This is a genomic window from Micromonospora sediminicola (assembly GCF_900089585.1).
GTDB lineage: Bacteria > Actinomycetota > Actinomycetes > Mycobacteriales > Micromonosporaceae > Micromonospora > Micromonospora sediminicola.
On sequence record NZ_FLRH01000004.1, the window covers coordinates 1,312,691 to 1,335,661 of the forward strand.

The 22,971-nt window shown below is 74.0% G+C and carries 29 protein-coding genes; 15 read left to right on the forward strand and 14 right to left on the reverse strand.

Annotation, left to right across the window (positions count from 1 at the left end; genetic code table 11):
• The first annotated feature begins 97 nt into the window (after nt 1-97).
• A complete protein-coding gene (locus GA0070622_RS27670) occupies nt 98-952 on the forward strand; it encodes an aldo/keto reductase (protein WP_091581201.1) in 855 nt (284 codons plus the stop codon).
• 116 nt (nt 953-1,068) lie between these two features.
• Nucleotides 1,069-2,052, forward strand: a complete 984-nt coding sequence (locus tag GA0070622_RS27675) for an aldo/keto reductase (protein ID WP_091581204.1) — start codon at nt 1,069-1,071, stop codon at nt 2,050-2,052.
• A 30-nt stretch (nt 2,053-2,082) separates the two neighbouring features.
• On the opposite strand, the gene GA0070622_RS27680 is transcribed toward GA0070622_RS27675, so the two are convergent.
• The gene (locus GA0070622_RS27680; protein ID WP_091581208.1) at nt 2,083-2,586 is read right to left on the reverse strand and encodes a GNAT family N-acetyltransferase; all 504 of its coding nucleotides are present in this window, start codon (nt 2,584-2,586) and stop codon (nt 2,083-2,085) included.
• Nucleotides 2,587-2,698: 112 nt separating this feature from the next.
• Between GA0070622_RS27680 and GA0070622_RS27685 the strand changes: the two genes are divergently transcribed.
• Genes GA0070622_RS27685 through GA0070622_RS27695 form a run of 3 tightly spaced genes read left to right on the forward strand, consistent with a single transcriptional unit; the run spans nt 2,699 to nt 5,148 of the window.
• Nucleotides 2,699-3,253: an NADPH-dependent FMN reductase gene (locus tag GA0070622_RS27685; RefSeq protein ID WP_091581212.1), complete on the forward strand. Its 555-nt coding sequence runs from the start codon at nt 2,699-2,701 to the stop codon at nt 3,251-3,253.
• A 27-nt stretch (nt 3,254-3,280) separates the two neighbouring features.
• Nucleotides 3,281-4,294 (forward strand): ATP-binding cassette domain-containing protein, encoded by a 1,014-nt coding sequence (locus tag GA0070622_RS27690; protein WP_091584111.1) that lies wholly within the window; start codon nt 3,281-3,283, stop codon nt 4,292-4,294.
• Entirely contained in the window at nt 4,291-5,148 is an 858-nt protein-coding gene (locus GA0070622_RS27695) for an ABC transporter permease (RefSeq protein WP_091581216.1), read from the forward strand. The genes GA0070622_RS27690 and GA0070622_RS27695 overlap by 4 nt, the downstream gene beginning before the upstream one ends.
• 356 nt (nt 5,149-5,504) lie before the next feature.
• Here GA0070622_RS27695 and GA0070622_RS27700 read toward each other — a convergent pair whose 3' ends face one another.
• Nucleotides 5,505-8,846 carry an ATP-binding protein gene (locus GA0070622_RS27700; protein WP_091581221.1) on the reverse strand — a complete coding sequence of 1,114 codons (3,342 nt, stop codon included), beginning with the start codon at nt 8,844-8,846 and terminating at the stop codon, nt 5,505-5,507.
• 250 nt (nt 8,847-9,096) lie between these two features.
• Here GA0070622_RS27700 and GA0070622_RS27705 point away from each other — a divergent pair, with 250 nt between their 5' ends.
• From GA0070622_RS27705 to GA0070622_RS27720, 5 genes are read left to right on the forward strand one after another with little or no spacing between them, the layout of a single operon-like run.
• Nucleotides 9,097-9,480 carry a YbaB/EbfC family nucleoid-associated protein gene (locus tag GA0070622_RS27705; RefSeq protein WP_245666857.1) on the forward strand — a complete coding sequence of 128 codons (384 nt, stop codon included), beginning with the start codon at nt 9,097-9,099 and terminating at the stop codon, nt 9,478-9,480.
• Nucleotides 9,481-9,487: 7 nt separating this feature from the next.
• Entirely contained in the window at nt 9,488-9,805 is a 318-nt protein-coding gene (locus GA0070622_RS27710; protein WP_091581229.1) for a hypothetical protein, read from the forward strand.
• Between the two features lie 4 nt (nt 9,806-9,809).
• Nucleotides 9,810-10,304, forward strand: coding sequence for a WXG100-like domain-containing protein (locus GA0070622_RS27715; protein ID WP_091581232.1), 495 nt, complete (start codon nt 9,810-9,812; stop codon nt 10,302-10,304).
• Nucleotides 10,297-10,815 (forward strand): hypothetical protein, encoded by a 519-nt coding sequence (locus tag GA0070622_RS32745; RefSeq protein WP_176558716.1) that lies wholly within the window; start codon nt 10,297-10,299, stop codon nt 10,813-10,815. Before GA0070622_RS27715 ends, GA0070622_RS32745 begins: the two co-directional genes overlap by 8 nt.
• A complete protein-coding gene (locus GA0070622_RS27720) occupies nt 10,812-11,267 on the forward strand; it encodes an SUKH-3 domain-containing protein (protein WP_176558717.1) in 456 nt (151 codons plus the stop codon). The genes GA0070622_RS32745 and GA0070622_RS27720 overlap by 4 nt, the downstream gene beginning before the upstream one ends.
• A gap of 6 nt (nt 11,268-11,273) precedes the next feature.
• Here GA0070622_RS27720 and GA0070622_RS27725 read toward each other — a convergent pair whose 3' ends face one another.
• The 4 genes from GA0070622_RS27725 to GA0070622_RS27740 form a co-directional block, all read right to left on the reverse strand.
• Complete coding sequence (locus GA0070622_RS27725; protein WP_091581239.1) at nt 11,274-11,678, reverse strand: hypothetical protein; 405 nt, start codon at nt 11,676-11,678, stop codon at nt 11,274-11,276.
• Nucleotides 11,675-11,935 carry a hypothetical protein gene (locus GA0070622_RS27730; RefSeq protein WP_091581243.1) on the reverse strand — a complete coding sequence of 87 codons (261 nt, stop codon included), beginning with the start codon at nt 11,933-11,935 and terminating at the stop codon, nt 11,675-11,677. Before GA0070622_RS27730 ends, GA0070622_RS27725 begins: the two co-directional genes overlap by 4 nt.
• Nucleotides 11,936-11,948: 13 nt before the next feature.
• Complete coding sequence (locus GA0070622_RS27735) at nt 11,949-12,662, reverse strand: hypothetical protein (protein WP_091581247.1); 714 nt, start codon at nt 12,660-12,662, stop codon at nt 11,949-11,951.
• A gap of 133 nt (nt 12,663-12,795) precedes the next feature.
• Nucleotides 12,796-13,644 (reverse strand): helix-turn-helix transcriptional regulator, encoded by an 849-nt coding sequence (locus GA0070622_RS27740; RefSeq protein ID WP_091581251.1) that lies wholly within the window; start codon nt 13,642-13,644, stop codon nt 12,796-12,798.
• Nucleotides 13,645-13,745: 101 nt separating this feature from the next.
• On the opposite strand from GA0070622_RS27740, the gene GA0070622_RS27745 reads away from it, so the two are divergent.
• Nucleotides 13,746-14,513 carry an SDR family oxidoreductase gene (locus tag GA0070622_RS27745; RefSeq protein WP_091581256.1) on the forward strand — a complete coding sequence of 256 codons (768 nt, stop codon included), beginning with the start codon at nt 13,746-13,748 and terminating at the stop codon, nt 14,511-14,513.
• 6 nt (nt 14,514-14,519) lie between these two features.
• Here GA0070622_RS27745 and GA0070622_RS27750 read toward each other — a convergent pair whose 3' ends face one another.
• Nucleotides 14,520-14,882, reverse strand: coding sequence for a globin family protein (locus tag GA0070622_RS27750; RefSeq protein ID WP_245666859.1), 363 nt, complete (start codon nt 14,880-14,882; stop codon nt 14,520-14,522).
• Nucleotides 14,883-15,016: 134 nt separating this feature from the next.
• Between GA0070622_RS27750 and GA0070622_RS27755 the strand changes: the two genes are divergently transcribed.
• On the forward strand, nt 15,017-15,583 hold the full coding sequence (locus GA0070622_RS27755; protein WP_091581260.1) for a snapalysin family zinc-dependent metalloprotease: 567 nt from the start codon (nt 15,017-15,019) through the stop codon (nt 15,581-15,583).
• A 27-nt stretch (nt 15,584-15,610) separates the two neighbouring features.
• On the opposite strand, the gene GA0070622_RS27760 is transcribed toward GA0070622_RS27755, so the two are convergent.
• From GA0070622_RS27760 to GA0070622_RS27780, 5 genes are all read right to left on the reverse strand, one after another.
• Nucleotides 15,611-16,546, reverse strand: coding sequence for a hypothetical protein (locus GA0070622_RS27760; RefSeq protein WP_245666861.1), 936 nt, complete (start codon nt 16,544-16,546; stop codon nt 15,611-15,613).
• The gene (locus GA0070622_RS27765) at nt 16,543-17,895 is read right to left on the reverse strand and encodes a hypothetical protein (RefSeq protein ID WP_091584118.1); all 1,353 of its coding nucleotides are present in this window, start codon (nt 17,893-17,895) and stop codon (nt 16,543-16,545) included. Before GA0070622_RS27765 ends, GA0070622_RS27760 begins: the two co-directional genes overlap by 4 nt.
• On the reverse strand, nt 17,892-18,197 hold the full coding sequence (locus GA0070622_RS27770; RefSeq protein ID WP_091581264.1) for a DUF6403 family protein: 306 nt from the start codon (nt 18,195-18,197) through the stop codon (nt 17,892-17,894). Before GA0070622_RS27770 ends, GA0070622_RS27765 begins: the two co-directional genes overlap by 4 nt.
• A gap of 9 nt (nt 18,198-18,206) precedes the next feature.
• Nucleotides 18,207-18,455 (reverse strand): hypothetical protein, encoded by a 249-nt coding sequence (locus GA0070622_RS27775; protein WP_091581267.1) that lies wholly within the window; start codon nt 18,453-18,455, stop codon nt 18,207-18,209.
• 64 nt (nt 18,456-18,519) lie between these two features.
• Nucleotides 18,520-19,800 carry an AAA family ATPase gene (locus tag GA0070622_RS27780; protein ID WP_091581269.1) on the reverse strand — a complete coding sequence of 427 codons (1,281 nt, stop codon included), beginning with the start codon at nt 19,798-19,800 and terminating at the stop codon, nt 18,520-18,522.
• 73 nt (nt 19,801-19,873) lie between these two features.
• On the opposite strand from GA0070622_RS27780, the gene GA0070622_RS27785 reads away from it, so the two are divergent.
• The 3 genes from GA0070622_RS27785 (at nt 19,874) to GA0070622_RS27790 (ending at nt 21,647) form a co-directional block, all read left to right on the forward strand.
• Nucleotides 19,874-20,401, forward strand: a complete 528-nt coding sequence (locus GA0070622_RS27785; RefSeq protein ID WP_091581273.1) for a flavoprotein — start codon at nt 19,874-19,876, stop codon at nt 20,399-20,401.
• 68 nt (nt 20,402-20,469) lie between these two features.
• Nucleotides 20,470-20,628, forward strand: a complete 159-nt coding sequence (locus GA0070622_RS32750; protein WP_176710582.1) for a hypothetical protein — start codon at nt 20,470-20,472, stop codon at nt 20,626-20,628.
• Nucleotides 20,619-21,647, forward strand: coding sequence for a hypothetical protein (locus GA0070622_RS27790; protein ID WP_091581277.1), 1,029 nt, complete (start codon nt 20,619-20,621; stop codon nt 21,645-21,647). Before GA0070622_RS32750 ends, GA0070622_RS27790 begins: the two co-directional genes overlap by 10 nt.
• A 20-nt stretch (nt 21,648-21,667) precedes the next feature.
• Here the strand turns inward: GA0070622_RS27790 and GA0070622_RS27795 are convergent, their stop codons facing one another.
• Both GA0070622_RS27795 and GA0070622_RS27800 read right to left on the reverse strand, forming a co-directional pair.
• Nucleotides 21,668-22,048, reverse strand: coding sequence for a GIY-YIG nuclease family protein (locus tag GA0070622_RS27795; protein WP_091581281.1), 381 nt, complete (start codon nt 22,046-22,048; stop codon nt 21,668-21,670).
• Between the two features lie 147 nt (nt 22,049-22,195).
• Nucleotides 22,196-22,561 carry a hypothetical protein gene (locus GA0070622_RS27800; RefSeq protein ID WP_091581285.1) on the reverse strand — a complete coding sequence of 122 codons (366 nt, stop codon included), beginning with the start codon at nt 22,559-22,561 and terminating at the stop codon, nt 22,196-22,198.
• Nucleotides 22,562-22,971 lie beyond the last annotated feature (410 nt).

The following is a 22,971-nucleotide window of genomic DNA, read 5'->3' on the forward strand; positions in this document are numbered from 1 at the left end:
CGGGGCGAGCGGGTAGAGACACCGGGTGGCACGCTCCGGGAGCCACCGCGTGGAAGCGCTCCCGAGCACCCCTGAACGATCGGAGATGAGAATCGACATGGCCGCCAACCGCGTTCCGGACATCTCGCTCAACGACGGCAACACCATCCCGCAGCTCGGCTTCGGGGTGTTCCAGATCGACCCGAAGGACACCGCGCAGGCGGTCGGCACCGCGCTGGAGATCGGCTACCGGCACATCGACACCGCCCAGATGTACGGCAACGAGGCCGAGGTCGGTCAGGCGGTGCGCGCCTCCGGGCTGGACCGGGACGAGGTGTTCGTCACCAGCAAGCTAAACAACGGCTTCCACCGACCGGACGACGCCCGCAAGGCGTTCGAGCAGTCGCTGCGCGAGATGAAGCTCGACCACCTCGACCTGTTCCTGATCCACTGGCCGCTGCCCACCCTCTACGACGGCGACTTCGTCTCCACCTGGAAGGTGCTGGAGGACCTCCAGCGGGAGGGCAAGGTCAAGTCGATCGGCGTGTCCAACTTCCAGGTCGCTCACCTGGAGCAACTGGCCGCCGAGGCCGACGTGGTGCCGGCGGTCAACCAGATCGAGGCGCACCCCTACTTCGGCAACGAGGAGGTGCGCGCGTACGACCGCGCCCACAACATCCTCACCGAGGCGTGGTCGCCGATCGCGCAGGGCAAGGTGCTCGACGACCCGACCGTGGTCGACATCGCCGAGGAGGTCGGGCGGACCCCGGCCCAGGTGGTGCTGCGCTGGCACGTGCAGCGCGGCGACATCGTCTTCCCGAAGTCGACCACCCCGAAGCGGATCGAGGAGAACTTCGCGATCTTCGACTTCTCGCTCGACGACGCCGCGATGGACCGGCTCACCGGCCTGGGCCGGGGCGAGGCCGGCCGGCAGGGCCCGAACCCGGACACGTTCGACTACGTGCCGAGCTGAGCCGTCGGACACGTCACGGAGGGGCCCCGGGGAACCGGGGCCCCTCCGTCGCGTTTGACTTCGCGCGCACTCGAAGGGGCAGGGTGGCCGGAAACGCTCCGACGGGGAGGAACACCATGCGCTACCGCACCATCGGCACCGACCCGGCCACCCGCCGCGAGGTCAGCGTGCTCAGCCTCGGCGCGATGCTCTTCGGCACCGCCACCGACGAGGCCACCTCGTACGCCGTCCTGGACCGCTACGTGGAGGCCGGCGGCACGTTCGTCGACACCTCGGACAACTACGCCTTCTGGCAGAACGGCGGCCAGGGCGGGGAGAGCGAGGAACTGCTCGGCCGCTGGCGGCGCAGCCGCGGGGTGGGCGACGAGGTGGTGGTCGCCACCAAGCTCGGCGCCCGTCCGCTCGCGCCCGGCACCAGCTACCTCGACAACGCGGAGGGCCTGTCGGCGAAGGTGATCCGCGAGTCCGCCGAACGCAGCCGCGAGCGGCTCGGGCTCGACCGGATCGACCTGCTCTACGCCCACATCGAGGACCACGACGTCCCGCTGCGGGAGACCGTGGAGGGCTTCGCCGAGCTGGTCGCCGAGGGCACCGTCGGGCTGCTGGGCGCGAGCAACCACCGCGCCTGGCGGGTCGAGCGGGCCCGCGCGATCGCCGCCGCGGCCGGCCTGCCCGGGTACGAGGTGCTCCAGTACCACCGCAGCTACCTGCCGTCGCGGGTGGACCTGCCGAACGCGCTGGACCCGGACGGCGACGTCGGCTGGGTCGGCCCGGACCTGGCCAGTTACCTGCGGGCCGAGCCCGGGCTCACGCTCGTCGCGTACTCGCCGCTGCTCAAGGGGGCGTACGTGAAGTCGGAGCGGCTGGGCGAGGAGTATGCCCTGCCGTCGACCCCGGCCCGGCTGGCGGCGCTGCGCGCGGTGGCCGACGAGACCGGGGCCACGGTCAACCAGGTGGTGCTGGCCTGGCTGATGGGCGGCGACCTGCCGGCGATCCCGCTGGTCGGCTTCTCCTCGGTGGCGCAACTGGACGAGGCCCTGGGCGCGGTCGACCTGGAGCTGACCGCCGAGCAGCGGGCCCGGTTGGACGCGGCCCGCTGATCGACCGTCCGGCCGGGTGGCCCGTCGCGGTCACCCGGCCGTCAGGTCGATCCGCCAGTCGTTCGAGCGCATCAGGCGACCCGGCGGGTATTCGAACTCCGTCTCCCCGAGCAGCGTGAACCCGGCCTTGCGGCAGACCGCGTTCGACGGGGGATTGTCCACCGACGGGTACGCGTGCGCGAAGCGCCGGTCACCCGCCGCCCGGGCCGCCGCGACCACCGCGCGCACCGCCGCCGTCGCCAGGCCCCGCCCCTGATGGGCCGGGAGCACCGCCCAGCCCATCTCGTACACCTGCTCGCCGCGCCACTCACGCGGCCAGAAGCCGACGCTGCCCACCCTCGTCCCGTCCGGCGTGACCACGGTGAACATGTTCCCGCTGCGCGGGCCCGGGCCACGCAGGTAGCGCTCGTGCCGGGCGCGCACCTGCTCATCGGTTTCCGGGCCGCCGGTGTGCGCCCGCACCTCCGGGACGTTCAGCGCTCGCAGCAGTGCCAGGTCGTCGACGCCCCACCGGACGATGCGTACCTCTGCCATGCGCCCGATTGCACCAGACACCCCCGACAGGTGTCCCGCCAGATTCGATCTGGCGGACCGTCGCGCCCGGTCTGGCGCCGTCAGGGTGAGGCCGGCAGCGAGGGAGGGCAGCATGACGCCGTTGCGGCTCGCCGTGCTCATCGGCAGCACACGTGAGGGACGGGTCGGCGACCGGATCGGGCGCTGGTTCGCCGCGCAGGCCCGCCGCCGGGACGGGCTGGTGGTCGAGGAGATCGACCTCGCCGGGTACGACCTCCCGACCGCCCTGCCCGCCGAGCCGACGCCGGCGATGCGGGAGTTCGCCGGGCGGGTGGCGCGGGCGGAGGCGTTCGTCGTGGTCACCCCGGAGTACAACCACAGCTTCCCGGCCTCGTTGAAACAGGCGATCGACGTCGCCTACGACGAGTGGCAGGCCAAGCCGGTCGGCTTCGTCTCGTACGGCTGCCGGTCGGTCGGCCTGCACGCGGTCGACCAGCTCCGGACGGTCTTCACCGCGCTGCACGCGACGACCGTGCGGGACACCGTCGGCGTCGACCTGCTCGACGGCGAGCCCACCGGGCACGCCGAGGAACGGCTCCGGCAGGACGTCCGGCTGCTCCTCGACGAGCTCTGCTGGTGGGGCCTGGCGTTGCGCGACGGTCGCGCGGCCCGCCCGTACGCCTGCTGAGAACACCCACGGAGAGAGGTAGTGATCATGAGTAACCGGAACACCGGCCTGGCCGTCGAGGCCGACGGCCTGGTCCGGTCGTTCGGCTCGACCCGGGCGCTCGACGGACTGGACCTGCGGGTCCCCGCCGGCACCGTGTACGGGATGCTCGGGCCGAACGGCGCGGGCAAGACCACCGCGGTGCGGGTGCTGGCGACGCTGCTGCGCCCCGACGGCGGCACGGCCCGGGTCTTCGGCCACGACGTGGTGACCCAGGCCGACGCGGTCCGCGCCCGGGTGAGCCTGACCGGCCAGTACGCCTCGCTGGACGAGGACCTGACCGGGGCGGAGAACCTGGTCCTGCTGGGCCGGCTGCTCGGGCTGGGCCGGCCGGCCGCGCGGGACCGGGCCGAGGCGTTGTTGGCCGCGTTCGGGCTGACCGAGGCGGCGGCCCGGCAGGTGAAGAAGTACTCCGGCGGGATGCGGCGGCGGATCGACATCGCGGCGAGCATCCTCAACACGCCGGACCTGCTGTTCCTGGACGAGCCGACCACCGGGCTCGACCCGCGCAGCCGCAACCAGGTGTGGGAGATCGTGCGGGCGGTGGTCGCGCACGGCACCACCGTGCTGCTGACCACGCAGTACCTGGACGAGGCGGACCAGCTCGCCGGCCGGATCGCGGTGGTCGACCACGGCAGGGTGATCGCGGAGGGCACCCCGGGCGAGCTGAAGTCGTCGGTCGGCTCGGGCACCGTCCACGTGCGACTGCGCGACGCCGGGCAGCGGTCCCGGGCCGAGCAGGTGCTGCGGACCACGCTGGGCGTGCCGGTGCAGCTCGCGGCGGACCCGGTGGCGCTGACCGCGCGGGTCGGCGAGGACGGCACCGACCTGGAGGCCGGAGAGCAGGCCGCCCGCGCCCTCGGCGAGCTGGCCCGGGCCGGCATCGTCGTCGACGACTTCTCCCTCGGCCAGCCCAGCCTGGACGAGGTGTTCCTGGCCCTGACCGACCACCCGGCCGTCTCGACGGACGAGCGGGACGACGAGCTGGAGGCGGCCCGATGAGCGACACCGCGACGACCACCGCCGGGCGCGCGCCGTCCGTCTACGTGCCCTCCGCCGAGGCGCTGGCGACCGTGCTCGCCCCCGGTGAGCGACCGGCCCGGCCGGGACCGCTCTCCGCGTCGCTGACCTTCGGCTGGCGGGCCATGCTGAAGATCAAACACGTGCCCGAGCAGCTGTTCGACGTCACCGCGTTCCCGATCATCATGGTGCTGATGTTCACGTACCTGTTCGGCGGCGCGCTCGCCGACAGCCCGCGTGCGTACCTCCAGTTCTTCCTGCCCGGCATCATGGTGACCAGCGTCGTGATGATCACCATGTACACCGGGGTGGGCCTGAACAACGACATCGAGAAGGGTGTCTTCGACCGGATCCGCACCCTGCCGGTGTGGCGGCCGGCGGCGCTGGTCGGGATGATCTTCGGTGACGTGCTGCGCTACGTGCTGGCCGCCCTGGTCATCCTCGCCGTGGGCTTGGTGCTCGGCTTCCGTCCGGACGGCGGGGTGCCCGGCGTGCTGGCCGGGATCGGCCTGCTGGTGGTCTTCTCGTTCGCGTTCTCCTGGGTGTGGACGTTCTTCGGCCTGGTGCTGCGCAGCGAGAAGTCGGTGATGGGCGTCAGCATGATGGTGCTGTTCCCGCTGACGTTCCTGAGCAACGTGTTCGTCGACCCGTCCACCATGCCGGGCTGGTTGCAGGCGTTCGTCAAGGTCAACCCGATCACCCACCTGGTCGCCTCGGTGCGCGCCGCGATGGGCGGCTCGATGGACGCCACCAACACGATGTGGCTGCTGCTGTGGAGCGCCGGTTTCGTCGCGGTCTTCGGCTCCCTGACCATGTACCGCTACAACCGCCGCTGACGTCCGCTCCGTCGCCGCCTCGGCCGAACCGCCCGGCCGAGGCGGCGAACGCGGCTCGTCGCACCCCGCGGCTCACACGGGGGTACGGGCTCACCCCGCGCGACGGACACGACCGAATGCCGGCTGACTCCGCCGGCTCGCCCCGTGCAGACGGGCTCGCCGGGCCGAGAGATGGCGCATGCCGGGCTCGTCGCGCGTGGATCCCCCACCCCGCCACCACCACCGGCCGGCAGCGTGATGCAGTTCATCGATCTTGGAGTTGTGGCACCTGCCATATCCGACATAAGTGGGTACTTCGGGAGCCAAAACTCCAAGATCGACGAGCCAGGGCGGGGGCGGGGCCGGGCCAGGAGGCGTCAGAGACGCCAGGAGATCGGGTCGGGCGGTAGGTAGCGGCACGAGGTGCCGGTGGTGATCGAGTCACGCAGGTGGGACGCCAGTGCCGGGTGCCGCTGGTCGATCCGGCGCAGCGAGTCACGGATCCGGCCGGTGACCGCCTTGCGCGCCCGCTCCGCCTGGTCGCCGAGGCGGCGACTGCGCCCGGCCAGCCCGGCGGCGGCCCGCAGTTGGTCGAGCAGGGCGGCGCGCTCGGCGTCCAGGGCGGCCAGCCGCCGCTCGTCGTCGCGCCGGGCGGCCCGGTCGATCTCGTCGTCGAGCCGCCGCAGGTGCTGCCGGTAGCGGGCCTTCGCCTCGTCGTCTAGCACCGGATCGGCGCCGAGCCGACCGGCCGCGACCAGCTCCGGCCCGGCCGCCGGGTCGAGCAGGTCGATCGCGGGCACGTCCACGCCCGGCCGGCCCAGCAGCAGCCGCAGGTCGTGCAGGCCCTTGGCGTCGGGCAGGTGCACCACGACACCCGCCCACGCGAGCCGCCACACCGGCCCGTCCGGGCGGAACTCCGGCCACCCCGGGTCGACTCCGTCCACACCGGAGGGAGTTGTGCCGGTGCCACCGACCCCCGACGTCGGCGTGTCGCGGCCCTGCTCCTCGACCCGCCCGCCCCCGGACAGCTCCGTCGCGGGGAGGGCAGCGCCACCCGGGGGCAACCCCGTCGTCCGGGCGGAGATGTCGCCGAAGGCGTCCGCCGACCCCAGCCGGTCGACCACCTGGGGCATGCCCAGCGCCCGCGCCTCGGCCACCACCGCGGCGCGCAGCCGGGTCGCCTCGGCCGCGTCGCCCGGCCCGCCGCGCCCGGTCAGCGCGGCGACCAGCCCGGCCCGGGCCAGCACCGACCAGGGACGCGCGCCGAGCCGGTCGGCGGCGTCGCGGGCCGCCGCGTAGCCGGTCACCGCGTCGTCCCACCTGGCCTGCGCGGCGTCCACGCCGGCCAGCCACAGGTCGACCGGGCCGGCCACGTCGCAGCCGAACAGCGCGACCATCCACCGGCCCCGGTGCGGGGCCAGGGCCGCCCGCACCTCGGCGCAGCGACCCGGCTCGCCGTCGACCGCCGCCGCCTGCGCGCGCAGGCGCAGCCACACCGGCGACACGGGCCGGGGGTACGTGGTGCCGGCGGCCTCGATCTCGGCGGTGAGCCGGAGCGCCGTGGCGGTGTCGCCGCGTTCGGCGGCGGTGATCCCGCGCAGCAGCTCTACCTGCGGGTGACCCGCGCCGGCCTGGTCGAGCAGGGCCTCGGCCTCGGCGAGACGCCCGCGCAGGAGCAGCAGGGTCCAGCGCAGGTGGTGTGCCATGAAGGCGTGGTCGGAGTGTTCCCACTCGCCGTAGCCCTCCATCTCGGCGTAGCACGACTCCGCGCCGGCGAAGTCGCCCCGCAGGGCGGCGATGATGCCGCTGTCGACGGTCGCCGCCATCCGCTGGCGGGCCACGTCGCCCTCGCGGCAGCCGGCCACGAACGCGGTCAGCTCGTGCCGGTAGCCCGGGTCGCCCAGCTCCAGCAACGCGACCCAGCGCAGCGAGGTGGCCCACAACTCGGTGTCCCGGTCGCCGGTGCGGCGCGCCACCTCCCGGATCTCGGCGGTGACCACGGCCCGTTCCTCGGCGCTGCCGAGCCCCCAGGTGGTGTCGTGCCGGGCCCACAGGCTGAACGTGAGCGCCTCGTCGTCGCGGCCGTGCCGGGCGAGCGTCTCGGTGGCGGTGATGAGGTCGGTGACCAGGGCTCCGGTGGACCGGTCCGGCTCCGGTTCGCCGATCAACCGCCCGTACGCCTCGCGGACCAGCGCGGCGGCGTCGAGCCGGCGGCGGGTGGCCGAGTGCTGCCCGTGGGCGGTCAGCGCCACCCGGGCCAGCACGGCCGGCTCGTCCAGCCCTCGGGCCAGCGTGGCGGCGTCGACCAGCAGCCGTTCGACCTCCTCCGGCGCGCCGGCGTGGTGCAGCAGCCCGGCCAGTTCGAGCAGCACCCGCACCCGGCGCGCGGGCTCGTCGGTGCGGTCGAGCGCACGCCGGAAGTGCCGCACCGACTCCTCCACGGCCAGCCGGCCGCTCGCGTCGCGGGCGGCGGCCAGCAGCAGGTCACCGGCGCGTGCCGGGTCCAGCTCGGCCCCGGCGAGCCAGGCGTGCCGGGCCAGGTCGGCCGGGATGAGCCGGTCGGTCACCGCGGCGGACCGGTCGACGGCCCGGACCACGGCGGCGTGCCGGGCCTGCCGCTCGTCCTCGGCGAGGCCGTCGTAGAGCGTCTCGCGGACCAGGTCGTGCACGAACGCGAACCGACCGCCGCCCCGGGCCAGCACCAGGCGGGCGGCGGCGGCCCGGTCGAGCAGCCGGTCGACCTGGGCGGCCGGGGCGGGCACGCAGGCGGCGAGGACCTGACGGTGGAACTCGCGACCGAGCACGGCCGCCACGGTGAGCGCCTCGACCACCGGCGCGGGCAGTTGGTCGAGGCGGCGACGCACCGCCTCCCGGACGCCGGGGGCGATGGTGTCGGCCAGCCCGTCGGTGTGCCAGAGCCGGGCGGTCTGCTCGACGAAGAACGGGTTGCCGCCGGTGCGCCGGTGCACCTCGTCGACGAGGTCGGCGTCGGGCTCGCGACCGGCGGTGCGGGTGATCAGGGCGGCCACCTCGTCCCGCCCGAGGCCGGTGAGCGTGATCGTGGTGGCCTTCGCGGTCAGCGGCAGCAGCAGTGGCCGCAGCGGGTGGTCGCCGGCTTCGACCTCGGCGTCGCGGTAGGTGCCGATCAGCAGCAGCCGCTCGAACCAGGTGTGCTGGGTGGCGAACTGGAGCAGCCGCAGCGAGGCCGGGTCGGCCCAGTGGAGGTCGTCGAGGACCACCACGACCGGCCGGTGCTGGGCCACCGCGACCAGGGCGGTGGTCACCGCGTCGTGCTTGTCGAACTCGGCCCGACCGCCGTCGTCGGCCGGCCCGCCTAGACCGGCGCCGTGGTCGCTCCCTCCGGCACGGTCAGCCGGCACGGCGGCGCGATCGCCGAGCAGGGCCACCAGGCCGACGTCGGCTGCCTCGCGGGCACCGGAGTCGTCGTCGCCGGCCCGGGCCAGCCGGCGCAGCACCTGGACCCAGGGCCAGTGGTCGGGGGCGGTGTCGGAGTCCCAGCAGGCGGCGCCCAGCACCAGCGCGCCGCGCCGACGGGCCTCGTCGGCGGCGGCCGAGACCAGCGCCGTCTTGCCGATGCCCGGCTCGCCGGTCACCAGGACGAGGCCCCCATGACTGTCGATCACGCGGGCCACTTCGGCACGCAGCAGCCCGGCCGGGTGCTCCCGCCCGATGATCTCCTCGCCGAACCGCGACTCCATGACCTCCCGACGCTAGTCGACCGGTCCGACATCCGACGCGGGCGACATGGCCGCTTCGATTCCCGTACGGCGGGGCGAGGCTCCGCGATCGGCCCCGATCGCCGACGCGGGGCGGGCCGGTCGCGGTCCGGGCCATCGGCGACCGGACGCGAGGGGGCAGATGTGGTTCCCCTGTTGCCCTACGATCGCGAGAGGTCGTCGTACGGGGAGCGTGGGTCAGGTGCCAGTCGAGCCGTCTGGAATGGACGAGATGCTCACCGAAACCCTGCGTGCGCTGGCCGCTCACCAGTCCGTCGACGGAGGATCTGGCGCGCCGCTGCCGGAGGGGGCCGGCGAGGCGGCCGATGGCCTGGTCCGGGTGCGCACCGCGCCGCCGGGCCGGGTGACCGCGATGGAGGTCGATCCACGCCTGCTCCGGCTCGATCTCACGACGCTGATCGCGCACATCATGGCCGCGGTCAACGACGCGATGGCCGACCTCCAGCGGACCGTCACCACGACCGCCGGGCCGGTCGACCTCGCGGGGCTGAGCGAGCAGTTGACAACCATCCAGCAGGACGCCGCCCGGCAGTTCACGTCCTTCCTCGACGGACTCGCCTACGCGCAGGAGCGGCTGAGCCGCCGGGGCGGGTAGGCCGGTCATGCAGATCGATCCGGACGGGCTGGCCGCCGCGGGCGCCTCCATGCGGTCGGCCGCCGACGACTTCTCCCGGCGCCTGGCCGCCTTTCAGGTCCGGCTGGCCGGCATCGGCGGAATCTTCGGCGACGACGAGACGGGCTCGCTGCTCGCCATGGCCTACGAGGAGGCCTCCGGCTTCGTCTTCGAGGCACTGGCCGAGGCCGCCGACGAGGTCGGTCTCGCGGGCGACGACCTCACCGCCATGGCGCGCTCGCACGAGGCGAACGAGGCCGACACCAGCGAGTTGTTCCACGCCCTTGCCCGTCGGCTCAGGGGTTGATGGCATGGGTCTCCAGATTCCCGGCGAGCTGCGCAGCCTGCTCGACATTCTCGGCTACGACTGGCCGGCCTCGGACGAGCAGAAGCTGTTCGAGCTGGGTCGGGCGTGGGTCGAGTTCAGCGACGAGGTGAACGCGTTCGTCGACTCGGCGGTAAGCGCCGCCACCAACGCGCTGACCGGCAACGAGGGCGGCGACATCGAGGCCTTCCAGACCTGGTGGGACGGGGCGGAGAGCCCGGCCGCGAGCCTGGCCAGCAACGCCACCGGCGCGGTGGTCGGGGGTGCCGGGCTGATCGTCTGCGCGGCCATCGTGCTGGCCCTGAAGATCGCGGTCATCGTGCAGCTTGCCGTCCTGGCGATCGAGATCGCGCAGGCCGTCGCTACCGCCGGCCCGACCTTCGGCGCGTCGCTGCTCGAGATCCCGGTCTTTCAGGCGCTGGCCCGCACCATCGTCGGCAACCTCATGCAGGAGGCGGTCTGGCGGTTGATCGATGGTTAGAAATCGCACCGGCAAGCTCGCCGCGAAGTTCGCCCGGGAGTGGGTCCGCGACGTCAAGAAGGTCAAGCGCCGTCGGCGCGGCAGTCCCGACGCCCCGCCCACGCGCCACGCCTCCCCGGCCCGGCAGGCCTCCTACCGGGCCCGACAGGAGGCCGATGCGCAGCAGCGCGCCGGGCGGACGAACGGCACCGCGGAGGCGGTCACGACGGCCGACGGCCGGCACACCGCGGTGTCGGTGAGTGACGGTCCGGACAAGATCTATCCTCACCACCGCGAAGTGGCCCGGGCCCTCGACAGCGTCCCCCAGAACCTCCGCGCGCCGTGGCACGGCAACTGCGCGCTGCCGCAGTCGTTGTCGAAGCTGCTCGACCGCGGTGTCGACCCACGCGGCGGCGCCATCGGCGCGGCGCGTATCCGCGCCCCCGGCAACCCCGGGCACGGCGCGCACAACCCCTGCTGCAACAGTTGCAAGTCGTTGCGGAACGAGTTCGACCTCAGGGAGGCGCTGTGAGGCACGGCGACGAGTGGGACCTGCCGGCCCGGGCGGCCCGGGAACTCAAGGCGGCGGGCTGGTCGCCGCGGCGGCGGGTCGACGTCACCGCGTGGGTGTCCGCGCTCGCCCCGGAGGGGTTCTCGGCGCACGATGCCGCCCGGGCGTTCCTGACCGAATTCGGTGGCCTGACCGTGCGGGTAAGCGGCCCCGGGCGCGACTACGCGCGGGTCGGCGTACGCCTCGACCCGACCCTCTGCCTTGGCCAGAAGGCGTGGTTCGACAGCTTCGACGCGGCCACGGCCGGCCAGCTCTATCCGGTCGGCGAGGAGTACGACGGACACGGCAGCCTGGCGATCGACGTGGCCGGCAACGTCCATCTGCTCTTCAACGACCAGGTCAAGCGGCTCGGCACCGGCGGGGTCGGTCTGGCCCGGCTGCTTGAGGGCGAGGACGCGCCCGAGGAGTGGTGAGGCGGCTCAGCGGGCGTCGGTGACCACGTGGGAGCAGGCCGGGCACGCCGCCGGTCCCTGCTCGGCGAACCAGCGGCAGGTACGCCGGATCGCGCACTTCGGCAGCGTCTCCTCGGCGGGCGGCGCGGTCTCGGCGTACGAGGCGGCCATCCGGGCGCCCAGCCCGCAGTGCGAGCCGGTCCAGAAGCCGCAGGACGAGGTGACGCAGGGGCCGGCGAGCCGGACCCGGCTCTCGATCGGCTCGTCCGAGTCGCCGGCCCCGGCGAGCGCCACCTCGGCCGGCACGGCCGGAGTCACGTAGGCCACCCGGCCCGCCGGAGTGATCATGCCGAGGAACACCGTGGCGTTGGACGCCGGGGTGCTCGGGCACATCCGCTCCGGCGGACCGGCCGGTCGGGCGGCGTCGGTCACCGCTGGATCCAGAATCCGATGTCGTTGATCTTCTGGCCGAGGTCCTGCGCGAACGGGCCGTCGAGCACCCAGAGCCCGTACCACTCGGGGCGCAGCTTGATGTTGCCGTGGCCGAGGGTCAGCGGGTTGGTCAGCTTGGCGTTGGCGGTGCCCAGCGCGGCCAGGCCGGCCTTCTGGATCTCGCCGGCGATCAGAGTCTGCTGGTCGGGTGTCAGGTCGACGCCGTCGACCACGAAGCGGAACTCGTTGCGGGCCATGTGCTACCTCCGGTCACTCGTACGATTCGGTGCCCAGCCCGCGACGCAGGCTGGTCCGGGTGAAGGCCGCCCAGCCGACGTGCGAGGCGGGGTCGGCGGGCTGCCCGACGCGGGCGAGCACCCGCCCGGCGTGCTCCGGCCAGCGGGCGGCGGTGGCCGCCGCGTCGCCCCACAGCTCCCGGCAGGCGGCGACCGCGAAGGCGACCTGCTCGGACGCGCCGGTGAACCCGGCCGCCCCGTCGCCGACGCGGACCGTGCCGTCCGGCCGGACCCGCACGCTCGGGAAGTGGTGGTGCAGGCTGGCCAGCGTGGCCAGGTGGGCGGCGTCCCGCCGGGCGGCGGCGAAGCCGGCGTGCAGCTCGTCGTCGCGCCGGTGGCGGATCGCGTGCAGGACCAGCGCGTCGCCGGCCGGTTCGATCCGGGCGACCACGTGCACGGGCGCGCTCCAGGCGCGGGGCGAGTTCGCCGACCAGAACGCGAGCCAGGCGGTGAGCCGGGCGTGGAAGTCGGCCTGGACGGCGACCGCGGGCGCGGACCCGTCGGGTGCGCGCAGCGCGGCGGTGGCGATCCGGTCCCGGGTGATCAGCGGCGATCCGGGACGGGCCGGCGCCGCCGCCGCGGCGCCGGTGGTGGAGGCGACGGCCAGGCCGGTCAGGGTGACCGCCGAGGCCGCCGCCGCGCCGGCGAGGAGTCGCCGACGGTCGAGCGGGTGTCCGTTGTCGTTCATCGTCGGCCCTTCGTCGACGGCAGTGCCCCGACGCTATCGACCGGAAGGGATCAGGAAAACACGCTGCGTGACGGGAGGTTGACAGGAAAGCCGGGGATTCCCGGCGGCGTGAACGACCGTTCCTGTGCCGGGTTCACGGGGCGGAGGACGGGAACCTCTCGTGCCCGAGCACGCCGAGCAGCCGCAGCTTCTCGGCGGCCTCGCTGCGCGGCGGCGCGGTGAACACCAGCAGCGCCTGCGACTGGTCCTCGGTGAAGAGCACCTGGCAGTCCAGTTCGATCGGGCCGAGTTCCGGGTGGACGAGCGTCTTGTGGTCGGCGAAGCGCTGGGCCACCTCGTGCCGCTCCCACAGCTCGGCGAACTCCGGGCTCACCGCCCGCAACGCCCGGACCAGCTCGCCGGCGCGCGACCGGGCGCCCATCGACCCGTACGCGGCGCGCAGGTTCGCGACCTGGGCGCGACTCTGCCGCTCCCGGTCGTCCTCCGGGTAGCGCTCCCGCTCGGCCGGATCGGTGAACCACCGGTAGATCCCGCTGCGGGCCAGGCCGGTGTGGCCGGTCCGGTCGCCGAGCAGCGCCGCGGCCAGCCGGTTCTGCACGAGCGTCTCGCCCAGGTCGGACAGGACCAGGGCGGGGGTGTCGGCCAGCCGGTCCAGCACCCGCAGCAGCGCCGGCGCGACGTGGGTCGGGGTGGCCGTCCGCTCCGGCGGGCTGTGTCCGGCCACCCGGAACAGGTAGTCGCGCTCGTCCCCGGTCAGCCGCAGCGCCCGGGCCAGCGCGGCCAGCATCTGCGGGCTCGGCTGCGGCCCGCGCCGCTGCTCCAGCCGGGTGTAGTAGTCGGTGGACATCGCGGCGAGCGCGGCGACCTCCTCCCGCCGCAGGCCGGGGGCGCGACGCCGGGCGCCCTCGGGCAGCCCGACGTCGCCGGGGCGCAGGGTCTCGCGGCGTCGGCGGAGGAAGTCGGCCAGGGCTGCGCGGTCCATGATCCGAGTATCCGGCCGCCGCCGGACGCGAACCAGGGATCCCCGATCCCCCGATCGGCGATCTCTTCACCGCCCGGGTCCGGCCGCACCATGCTGGCGGCATGGACATCTCCGGAAACACGATCTTCATCCCCGGTGCCACCAGCGGGATCGGCCTGGCGCTGGCGCTCGCCCTGAAGGACCGGGGCAACACGGTGATCGTCGGCGGCCGGCGTACCGAACTGCTCGGGGAGATCGCGGCGGAACACCCCGGCCTGGACACCGTCGCGATCGACACCACCGACCCGGCGAGCATCGCGACGGCGGCCGAACAGGTGCTGGCCCGGCACCCCGACCTCAACGTCCTGGTCGCGATGGCCGGCGTCATGCGGATCGAGGACTGGCGCTCGCCCGAGACGTTCCTCGCCTCGGCCGAGGAGGTGGTGACCACCAACGTGCTCGGCCCGATCCGGCTGATCGGCGCGTTCGTCGAGCACCTGACGCGGCGCGGGAACGCGACCATCGTCACCGTCTCCTCCGGCCTGGCGTTCGTGCCGTTGCGGGTGACGCCGAGCTACAACGCCTCCAAGGCGGCGATCCACATGCTCAGCGAGTCGATCCGGTTGCAGTTGGCCGACACCGGCGTACGGGTGCTGGAGCTGGTCCCGCCGGCCGTGCGGACCGGGCTGCTGCCGGGGCAGGAGACCAGCGAGTTCGCCATGCCGCTGGACGAGTTCGTGACCGAGGTGGTGGCGTTGCTGGAGGCGCAGCCGGACGCCACCGAGATCCAGGTCGAGCGGGTGAAGTTCCTCCGGCACGCCGAGGCGCGCGGCGACTACGCGCAGGTGGTGGCGACCCTCAACGCGGCGGACCCGCACGCCGCGACCTGAACCCGGTCAGGCCCGGAGCAGACCGGCGACCGCTCGCTGCGCGTCGACGATCGCACGGACCGGCAGGTCGAGCACCCAGAGCGCGGCGGCCAGATAGTCGAGGACCCGCCACCGCTGCTCCTCGGTCAGCGACCGGTTGTCGAGCAGGGCCCCCGCCTCCACCCCGAGCGTGGGGCGGGGACCCCGCCGCACCACTCCGAGCGCCGCGCCCAGCCGGTCCGCGAGCACTGCGGCGAGCCGCCGGCGGTCCACCCCGAGCAGGTACGGGGCCAGCTCCGCGTCGGCCGCGACCAGCCGCAGCCAGCGGTGCACCGCCTCGCGTACGGCGACCGGGCCGAGCCGGTCGCGGGGCTCGCGGGCACAGGTCACCAGCTCGATCGTCCGCACGACCAGGGGTACGGACGATCGACCCCGATCAGTTCAGCCCAGACCTTGATATCGATGAATGCCTATATATAGGCTGACGGCGTTCCGCTCACCCCCCACCCCAAGGAGTGTGAACCATGCGTACGCCGAAGCTGTCCCGGATCCTCGCCACCCTCGCGGCCGCGACGCTCGCGGCGCTGGGCGCGGTCGCCGTCAACCCGGCACCGGCCTCCGCCGCCGTCCGCAACGTCTGCTACAACACCAGCCAGGCCGGCCCGTTCGCCAGCTACGCGGTGCAGGCGGCGTCCATCTGGAACAACCGCACCAACAACATCAACATGGCCCAGTGCGGGTCGAACCTGATGATCTACTACACCTACGGCGGCGGGTCGTACGCCCAGCGCACCAGCCTCGGCAACGGCCGCGTGGTCATCGACTACTACCAGGCCCAGCAGTACTCGCCGCTGCGCATCATGACGCACGAGATCGGCCACATCCTCGGCCTGCCGGACAACTACAACGGCAACTGCGCCATCCTGATGTCCGGCGGCAGCGCCGGCACCAGCTGCACCAACCCGTACCCCAGCTCCACCGAGGCCGCCCGGGTCGACTCGCTGTTCGGCTTCGCGGCCCGCAGCGCGACGCCCGCCCAGGTCTTCAGCGGCAGCTGGCCGGCCGCCACCGTGGTCGGCGCCGGTCGCTGACGACGCACCGGTGACGGGGCCGGCGGGTCACCGCCGGCCCCGTCCCCGCGTCCGTGCCCGGTTCCTCCCGGCCGTCCCGCCGGCCGCCGCGTCGGCCGCCAGGTCCGACGCCCGCCGGCTCAGCTCCTCGACCCGGTCGCGCAGCCGGCCCACCGAGTCCCCGGAGTCCGGGTCGGACACCTCGTCGAGCAGCCCCACGTAGTCCCCGGCCAACCGCAGGTAGCCCGGCCCGCCGGTCCGGTCCAGGTCGATGATCTGCTGGGCCAGCACCGCCGTGGCGGCACCCAGTGCGGCCCGCTCGTCGGCGCGCGCGTCCCGCCCGGCCCGGCGGGCGTCGGCCAGCCGGCCGGCCCGCCGACCGCCCAGCCAGAGCGCCGCCGCGCCGGCCACCACGCCGACGACCGCGCCGCCGGCCAGCAGGTAGCGGGGCAGCGACGGGCTGATCGTCCGCGCGCCGTCGGGCAGCAGGCCGGTGCGGACCAGCCGGTCGTAGTTGAGCACGATCACCTTCAGCGCCTCGATCGGCCGGTCCACGAACGCGTCCGCGCCCTGGCTGATCACGGTTTCGGTGACCATCGACCGGCCGATGTCGCGCGGGCTGTCGCCACCGACCCGGGAGCAGCCGTAGGTGTCCCAGTCGTCGCCGTCGCGGCTCATCGCCAGCACCAGCGTGCCCCCGGTGGCCCGTTCGGTGTCGGCGCACGCCTCGCGCAGGTCCGCTCCCGGCGACATCAGCAGCACCACCAGCCGGCGGTTGCCGACGACCCGCTCGGCCGCGGCCCGGTCCAGGTCGACGCCGGGCGCCGCGTAGACCGACGACGCCCGCACGTGCCGGGCCACCGGGCCGTCGAACAGGCCGCCGGACCACAGCGCCCACCCGGCCAGCGCCAGGCAGGCCAGCACCGCCCGGCCGAACGCCGTGCCGACCAGCCGGCCGAGCATCCGGCGCGCGACGGCGGTCACGAGAGCCTCCCCCGCAGGTAGACGTCCGGCCGGTAGCCGGGCATCCGCACGTCCCGGGCCACCTGGTCCAGCTCGACCGCCGCGTCGGCCAGCAGCCCACGTACGTGCCGGTCGGGCAGGCCGTCGTCGAGCGCGTACCGGGCCGCGCGCAGCCGGCCGACGCCCCGCACCAGCGCCGGGTCGGTCCGGGCGTCGGTGAGCACTGACAGCTCCACGGCCAGCGCGGAGAGCCCGGCCAGCCGGGCCGGCGTGCCACCCGGCCCGACGTCGCCCGGCCGGCTCCGGCCCGCGCCGCGCACGGTCCGGATCGACAGCACCACGAACCCGGCCACGCAGCCGGCGAAGAGCCAGGGCAGCGCCGGCAGCGCCACCCGCAGCGGGTCGAACGGCCGGTACGGCAGCGGCCGGTCGAACAGCCCCGCGTAGCGCACGTCGGTCACCCGGGCCAGGTACGCGCCGAGCACGTTGAGCTGCGGATAGTCGTAGCGACTGAGCCGGCCGCCGTACTGCGCGTAGAAACTGACGCCGGCCACCTCGGCGAAGTCCGCAGCGCCGGGACCGTGGTACTCGATCCAGCCGCCGTACATCACCACCACCGGCCGCTGCGGGGCGAGCCGGTGCAGCGCCGGCCCGTACGCCGGCAGCGACGTCCCGTACGGCTGGGCCGGCAGCACCACGAACCAGGCCCCGCCCGGGAACGCGTCCCGCGCGTCGTTCTCCGGCAGCCGGGGCAGCGTGGCGCCGGGCCCGACGTACCGGCCGGTGGCGCGCAGCGCGGCGGTGACCGGGGCCAGCTCGGCGGCGGTCGGTTCCCGCCATCGCAGGTCGTCGCGGTCCGCCGGGGCGGGTTGTTCGCGCAGCCCGGCGAGCAGCGCGAGCACCTGCCCGGTCACGTCGCCGGTGGCGAACTGCGCCCGCCAGCCCGGCAGGTCGTCCGGGGTGGCCAGGTAGGGGCCGCCGCTGACCTCGGTGCCGACGATCCGGACGGTGGCGTTCTGCACGTCCTTCACCCGCTTGCGTTCCGCCTCGTCCAGGCCGGGCGGCGCGACCAGGATCCGGGTGCCGTCACCGCCGATGGCGGCCCGGACCCGGGCCTCGTCCCAGCGCGCGACCGCCCCGGGCAGCCGGACCACCGGGTCGACCGCGACCAACGCGGTCATCTCCTCGACCGACGGGACCGTGGCGTCGCTCAGCTCACCGGCGGAACCCTCAGCGGGCAGCGTGGCCGACGACGGCGAGCGCCCGTAGCTGACCGTCACGCTCTGCCGCTGCGCCACCAGGAACACCGCCAGCACGGCCACCGCGACCACCAGCAGCGACCAGCGCAGCACCTCCCGCCGTACGGTCACCGGCCGTCCCGCCACAGCTCGTCGGCGCGGCGGGCGTGGTCGGCGGCCTCGCGGGCCGCGTCCGCGCCGCCGCGTGCGGCCGCCAGCAGCTCGGCCCGGGCCAGCAGCCGTTCCGCCTCGGGCACCGGCGTCCGGGCGGCGTCCCGGCTGACGCCGGCGTCGTGGATCGCCGCCCGCGCCGACGACCAGGCCACCCGCCGGTCCTCGGCGCGGGCGCGGCGCCGGGGCAGCAGCGCGGCGACGAAGCCGGCGGCCACCGCCACGACACCCCCGCCCAGCCAGGGCAGCACGCTCAAGGTCATGATCCCTGTCTAACGCACCGCCGCCAGCGACGCCGACGAGTACCCCTCCTGGAAGCCGTCCATGAACGCGCCCGCCATCCCCGACACGACGCACCCGGCGCAGCACAGGATCACCAGGATCGCCGGCACCGCGACCCAGAGGACGGTCGTCCAGTTGATCCCGTCCGGCTCCGGCGCCGGCGCGTACCCCGGCGGCGGGTACTGCGGCGGATAGTGCGGCTGGTACGGGTCCGGCTGGTACGGGTCGTGAGGATGCACCCGGCCATCCTGCCCACCACCCGCGGCCGCCGGAAGATCCGCTCGGACCGGCCACGTCGACCGGTCAGGCCCGGTGCGCGTCCAGGTGGGTGAGCACGGTCTGGTTGGCCTCCCAGCCGTCCGGGAACTTCACCGGCACGTCCAGGTGCACCCGCTCGGTCGACGGGTACGCGTCCAGCAGCTCCCCGATGCCGGCCCGGGCCACCACCACGCAGGCGTGCCGGTGCCGCGACGCCAGCACGCACAGGCGCCCCGACTCCAGGTGGAACGCGGTCGCGTCGCGCCGGCCGGAGAGCGGGTGCAGCACGATCGTCACGTCGTACTCCCGGCCCTGGAGCCGGTTGGCGGTGTCCACCGTGATGCCCGCACCGGCCGCGCCCAACCGGGACCGGATGGCCGCGACCTGGTCGCGGTGCGCGGCGCCGACGGCGATCCGGTCCGCGCTCACCGGCGCGCCGCCGGGCGCGGACTCGCTGACCGCGACCGCGCCGCGCCGCAGCACCCGCAGCGCCAGCTCCGCGCACGCCGCAGCCGCCTCGGCGTCGGTACGCACGGTGTGCCGCGCCGGCAGTTCATGCAACGCCCAGCCGGTGGCGGCGGCCAGCTCGACCGAGGCGTCGTAGGCGTCGCCCGGCCCCGGCTCGGTGAACGTCAACGCCCGGTCGGCCGGCCCGGTGCCGGCGCGGAACCCGGTGAACGGGTAGAACGCGGCGGACACCACCGGCGCGGCCGAGGCGGGCAGCCGCCACGACACCGGCAACCGGTGCACCGGCAGCTCCGGGTTGTGCCGCAGCAGCGTGGCCACCGCCGACTGCATCGGATCCCAGGTCAGGCCGGTCCACCGGGCGGTCTCGACGGTGGAGAACGGGTCGAGCTGCCCCGGGTCGCCGACGAACAGGGCCCGCTCGAACCGCCCGGCCACGCGCAGCAGCGCGTCCGCCCGCATCTGGTACGCCTCGTCCACGATCGCCCACGGCCAGGTGCCCTCGGTGACCGTGGCCCACTTGGCCGCCGTGGCGATGGTCACCGCCGGCCCACCCAGGTCGGCGACCTTCGCCGCGACCCGGACCGCCGGATGGGCGGTGACCCGCTCGGTGGGCCGGTAGTCGGCCGCGGAGAGCCGGCCGACGCGCAGCTCGGGCGCCTTGCGGCCGAGCCGGTCGATGAGGTCGTCGACCTGCTCGTTGGTCTGCGCCACGATCATCAGCGGGTCACCGGTGACGGCGAGTTCGATCGCCGCGCGCACGACGAGGGTCGACTTGCCGGCACCCGGCGGCGAGTCGACCACGACGCCGCGGTGCGCGCCCTCGCGCACGTCGCGCAGCACACTCTCGACCACGTGCAAGGAAGGGCCCCTTCTTAACGCATCCGGTAGAGGCGGGGCCCCTTCTTAACACGCCCGGGGTAAGACTGCCGGCATGAGTGAAGCACCGGTGCTCTACCTCATCGTCTGCGCCGCTCCCCCGGCCCAGCGGATCGGCGAACTCGCCGAACTGCTCGCCGCCGACGGCTGGCGGGTCTGCCTGATCGCCACCCCGATCGCCGCGACCTGGCTCCACCGCGACGAACTCGCCGCGCAAACCGGCCATCCGGTACGCGCCGACTGGCGCCGCCCCGGCGACCCCGAGCCACACCCGCCGGCCGACGCCGTCGCCGTCGTGCCGGCCACCTTCAACACGCTGAACAAGTGGGCGGCCGGGGCGAGCGACACGCTGGCCCTGGGCATCCTCAACGAGATGCTCGGCGCGGGACCGCCGATCCACGTGTTTCCCCGGGTCAACGCCGCGCTGGCGGCGCATCCCGCCTACCGGCCGAACCTGCGGCGGCTGCGCGAGGCGGGAGTGGTGGTGCACGACGGGGACGTGCTGCGGTCACCGGACGAGATGACGCCGAGCCGCTGGGCAGCGGTGGTGGACGCGATTCGTCAGGCCCGCTCGCGGGGCTGAACGTGTCGCCGCCCCGAAGGTGGGTAGGCGCTGCCGCCCGATGCTCCCGTCGGGCGTGGGGAGGCACCATGAGCTATGCACGGAACCGACCGGAGCAGCTCTTTCTCGGGTTCGCGGCGATCTACCTGATCCTGGCCACGGTCGAGACGGCGGCCCTCGGCGCACCGGGACTGGCGAACGCGTTGACTTTCTCCGGAAAGCTCACCGGGCGAGCCTGGTGCTGGTGAGCGCTGTCGCACTGGCCGGCGCGGTCGCCGCTGGCTATCTGCTGACCGCGCGCCGGAACCCGCGCCCGCACCAGGCGACGGTCCGGCGGCAGCGGGGGCTCCTGTTGGTCTGCCTGGCCTCGATCACCGTCCTGGTGGCGAACCTGATGATCCTGGTCGCCCAGTTTGCCGTGGGTGATCCGACCCCGGCGCTGGCGGTGTGGATGGCGTTCATCGTGGCGTCGGCCGCGGTCATCGCCGTGGCCGTCGCGCGCCTGGACACTCGGATCCCGCTCCCCCGCAAGGTGGCCGTGGGCGCGCTCGTCACCGGCGTCCTGGCGGTCGCCAACTTCACCTACTCACAGCTCTACCTTCCCAGCAAGCAGGAGGCGTCGATCGTCGCCACGCCGGCCTTCGGCACGCCGACGAAGGATGCCGACCAGGGCGGTGTGACTGTCCCGTTCTCCGTCGACTTCACCGTCAAGGGACAGGGCGTCATCGTGCTGGCCGCCACGTACGACGTCTCCGCGCGACTCGCGTCCCTCGCCGGGAAGCCGCGCTCCCAGGAGCAACTCACGCAGGATGTCCAGCAGGGTCTCGAGCCCTCGGCTACCACGAACGTTGCTGGGATGGAACCGGTCGAGGCGGGTTGGCTCATCAGCCCCGGCTCCGGCTACAAGGCAGGCGAGGAGTTGAAGATAGACAGATTCATCAGGTTGCCGAGCCCGTTGCGGTACGACTCGGTGGAACTCGACCTCTACGTGGACTTCGTGCGGGCGGACCGGGCCATCCTCCCGACCGGAGTCAACTCATGCAGTGATGATCTCAGTCGCTGCACCTGGGAGGTGCAGCAGGCAAGCGAGCTCTACCAGCGGATCCGGCAACCCGTAACCATCGACCTCACCCGCGACTACCAGCCGCAGGAGGGGCAGTTCGGCTGGCCCGAGGTCACCTACAACCCGGACCGGGAGGCGGACAACAGGTACGGCGGCCGCTTCGCCGTCTTACACACGCGGCTCGCCCTGACGAACCTCGGCTGACGACGAAGCAGCCGCACACCTCAGCGGGAGCGGGGCACCTGGCGGTTGAAGAGGGGGCGCAACGCCAGGACCAGCGTTTCCTTCGTACCCTCGGGGTTGTCGGTCTCCTGCCAGCGGACCTCGCGCCGCCCCAGCCACCCGGCGATGTCGTCGCGGGTCGCGGCCTGGCCCGGGGTGTCGAGGAGCTGGCCGACCTGGTCGTGCAGCACCGACGAGTCGCGGTTGCCGGTGAGGTGCTGGCGCAGCCGGGCGCGCAGGTTGCCGGTGTAGCCGACGTAGACGACCACACCGCCGTCGAGCACCAGGTGCACGCCGGGCGCGGCCGGCGCGCCGGCGACGACCTCCATCGTGTACGGCCGGGCCGGCGTGAACCCGGCCAGCAGGTCTTCGGTGTCCAGCACCCGGGCGACGCTACCGGTGTCCGCGCAGCTCCGTTGCCCCACACGACCCGGCGTGACCGTCCGGTAGCGGGCAGCGCCCACCGTCGGGCAGCCGCACGTCGCACCAGACCCGGTGGCGCAGGTGCTGGGCGTCGGGCACGGACCAGATCAGCAGACCGCCGGAACCGAGGCCGGCGTCGATGAACCCGCCGACTTTCTCCCCGGTCGGTTCGACGGTGTACAGGTGGGCCCCGGGGGGGCGGGGTAGCTGGCGATGATGGTGAGGGTGGCGGCGTCCAACGCGATGATCCGGTTGAAGCCCTGGGCCGCGTGCAGGATCCGTCCGTCGTCGCTGAGGACGAGGTTGGAGATGTCGGCGACGGCGGTGACCCGGTTCAGCAGCCGGCCGCTGAGGTCGGTCACCACCAGCGGCAGCCCGCCGCCGACCCCTTGGGCGATGTGGAGGCGGCCGCGCGCCTCATCGAGCTCGATCGTCCGCAGGTCGTCCACCGGCAGCTGGGTGCCGACGCTCATCGACCCGGTAGCCGCGCCGGGGCCGTCGGCAGCCGCAGCGCGGCGATCCCGTCCGGGGTGAGCGGACCGCGCAGGGCGTGCCGGCTGCGCGGTAGACGGTCACCGCCACGGAATACGAACGGACTGCCGGCGACCGGGACGGAGCGAGAAACATTCCCCCGGACTAGCGTCACGGTTCGGTGAACGAGCTGCACGGAAATCGGGGTTGACTCGGCGGGTGTTCCCGGGCGTACTCGATATACGTTCCCACACCGCTGGCTGGCGCGGTCGGCCAGAAAGGGGCCGCAGGCACTCGCGGGACCGGGTGCCGGCCGTTGCCCGCGCCGGCGATGCGGGGGACGTCGAGAGATGGGAGGTCCCACATGAAGGATCACTCGTCGGCAAGTTGAGCTGCACCACTGTGGCGCTTG

Coding starts and splice junctions, on each gene's coding strand:
- GA0070622_RS27670 (WP_091581201.1), top strand. CDS start 98: ATGGCCGCCAACCGCGTTCCGGACATCTCGCTCAACGACGGCAACACC.
- GA0070622_RS27675 (WP_091581204.1), top strand. CDS start 1,069: ATGCGCTACCGCACCATCGGCACCGACCCGGCCACCCGCCGCGAGGTC.
- GA0070622_RS27680 (WP_091581208.1), bottom strand. CDS start 2,586: ATGGCAGAGGTACGCATCGTCCGGTGGGGCGTCGACGACCTGGCACTG.
- GA0070622_RS27685 (WP_091581212.1), top strand. CDS start 2,699: ATGACGCCGTTGCGGCTCGCCGTGCTCATCGGCAGCACACGTGAGGGA.
- GA0070622_RS27690 (WP_091584111.1), top strand. CDS start 3,281: ATGAGTAACCGGAACACCGGCCTGGCCGTCGAGGCCGACGGCCTGGTC.
- GA0070622_RS27695 (WP_091581216.1), top strand. CDS start 4,291: ATGAGCGACACCGCGACGACCACCGCCGGGCGCGCGCCGTCCGTCTAC.
- GA0070622_RS27700 (WP_091581221.1), bottom strand. CDS start 8,846: ATGGAGTCGCGGTTCGGCGAGGAGATCATCGGGCGGGAGCACCCGGCC.
- GA0070622_RS27705 (WP_245666857.1), top strand. CDS start 9,097: ATGCTCACCGAAACCCTGCGTGCGCTGGCCGCTCACCAGTCCGTCGAC.
- GA0070622_RS27710 (WP_091581229.1), top strand. CDS start 9,488: ATGCAGATCGATCCGGACGGGCTGGCCGCCGCGGGCGCCTCCATGCGG.
- GA0070622_RS27715 (WP_091581232.1), top strand. CDS start 9,810: ATGGGTCTCCAGATTCCCGGCGAGCTGCGCAGCCTGCTCGACATTCTC.
- GA0070622_RS32745 (WP_176558716.1), top strand. CDS start 10,297: ATGGTTAGAAATCGCACCGGCAAGCTCGCCGCGAAGTTCGCCCGGGAG.
- GA0070622_RS27730 (WP_091581243.1), bottom strand. CDS start 11,935: ATGGCCCGCAACGAGTTCCGCTTCGTGGTCGACGGCGTCGACCTGACA.
- GA0070622_RS27735 (WP_091581247.1), bottom strand. CDS start 12,662: ATGAACGACAACGGACACCCGCTCGACCGTCGGCGACTCCTCGCCGGC.
- GA0070622_RS27740 (WP_091581251.1), bottom strand. CDS start 13,644: ATGGACCGCGCAGCCCTGGCCGACTTCCTCCGCCGACGCCGCGAGACC.
- GA0070622_RS27745 (WP_091581256.1), top strand. CDS start 13,746: ATGGACATCTCCGGAAACACGATCTTCATCCCCGGTGCCACCAGCGGG.
- GA0070622_RS27755 (WP_091581260.1), top strand. CDS start 15,017: ATGCGTACGCCGAAGCTGTCCCGGATCCTCGCCACCCTCGCGGCCGCG.
- GA0070622_RS27770 (WP_091581264.1), bottom strand. CDS start 18,197: ATGACCTTGAGCGTGCTGCCCTGGCTGGGCGGGGGTGTCGTGGCGGTG.
- GA0070622_RS27785 (WP_091581273.1), top strand. CDS start 19,874: ATGAGTGAAGCACCGGTGCTCTACCTCATCGTCTGCGCCGCTCCCCCG.
- GA0070622_RS32750 (WP_176710582.1), top strand. CDS start 20,470: ATGAGCTATGCACGGAACCGACCGGAGCAGCTCTTTCTCGGGTTCGCG.
- GA0070622_RS27800 (WP_091581285.1), bottom strand. CDS start 22,561: ATGAGCGTCGGCACCCAGCTGCCGGTGGACGACCTGCGGACGATCGAG.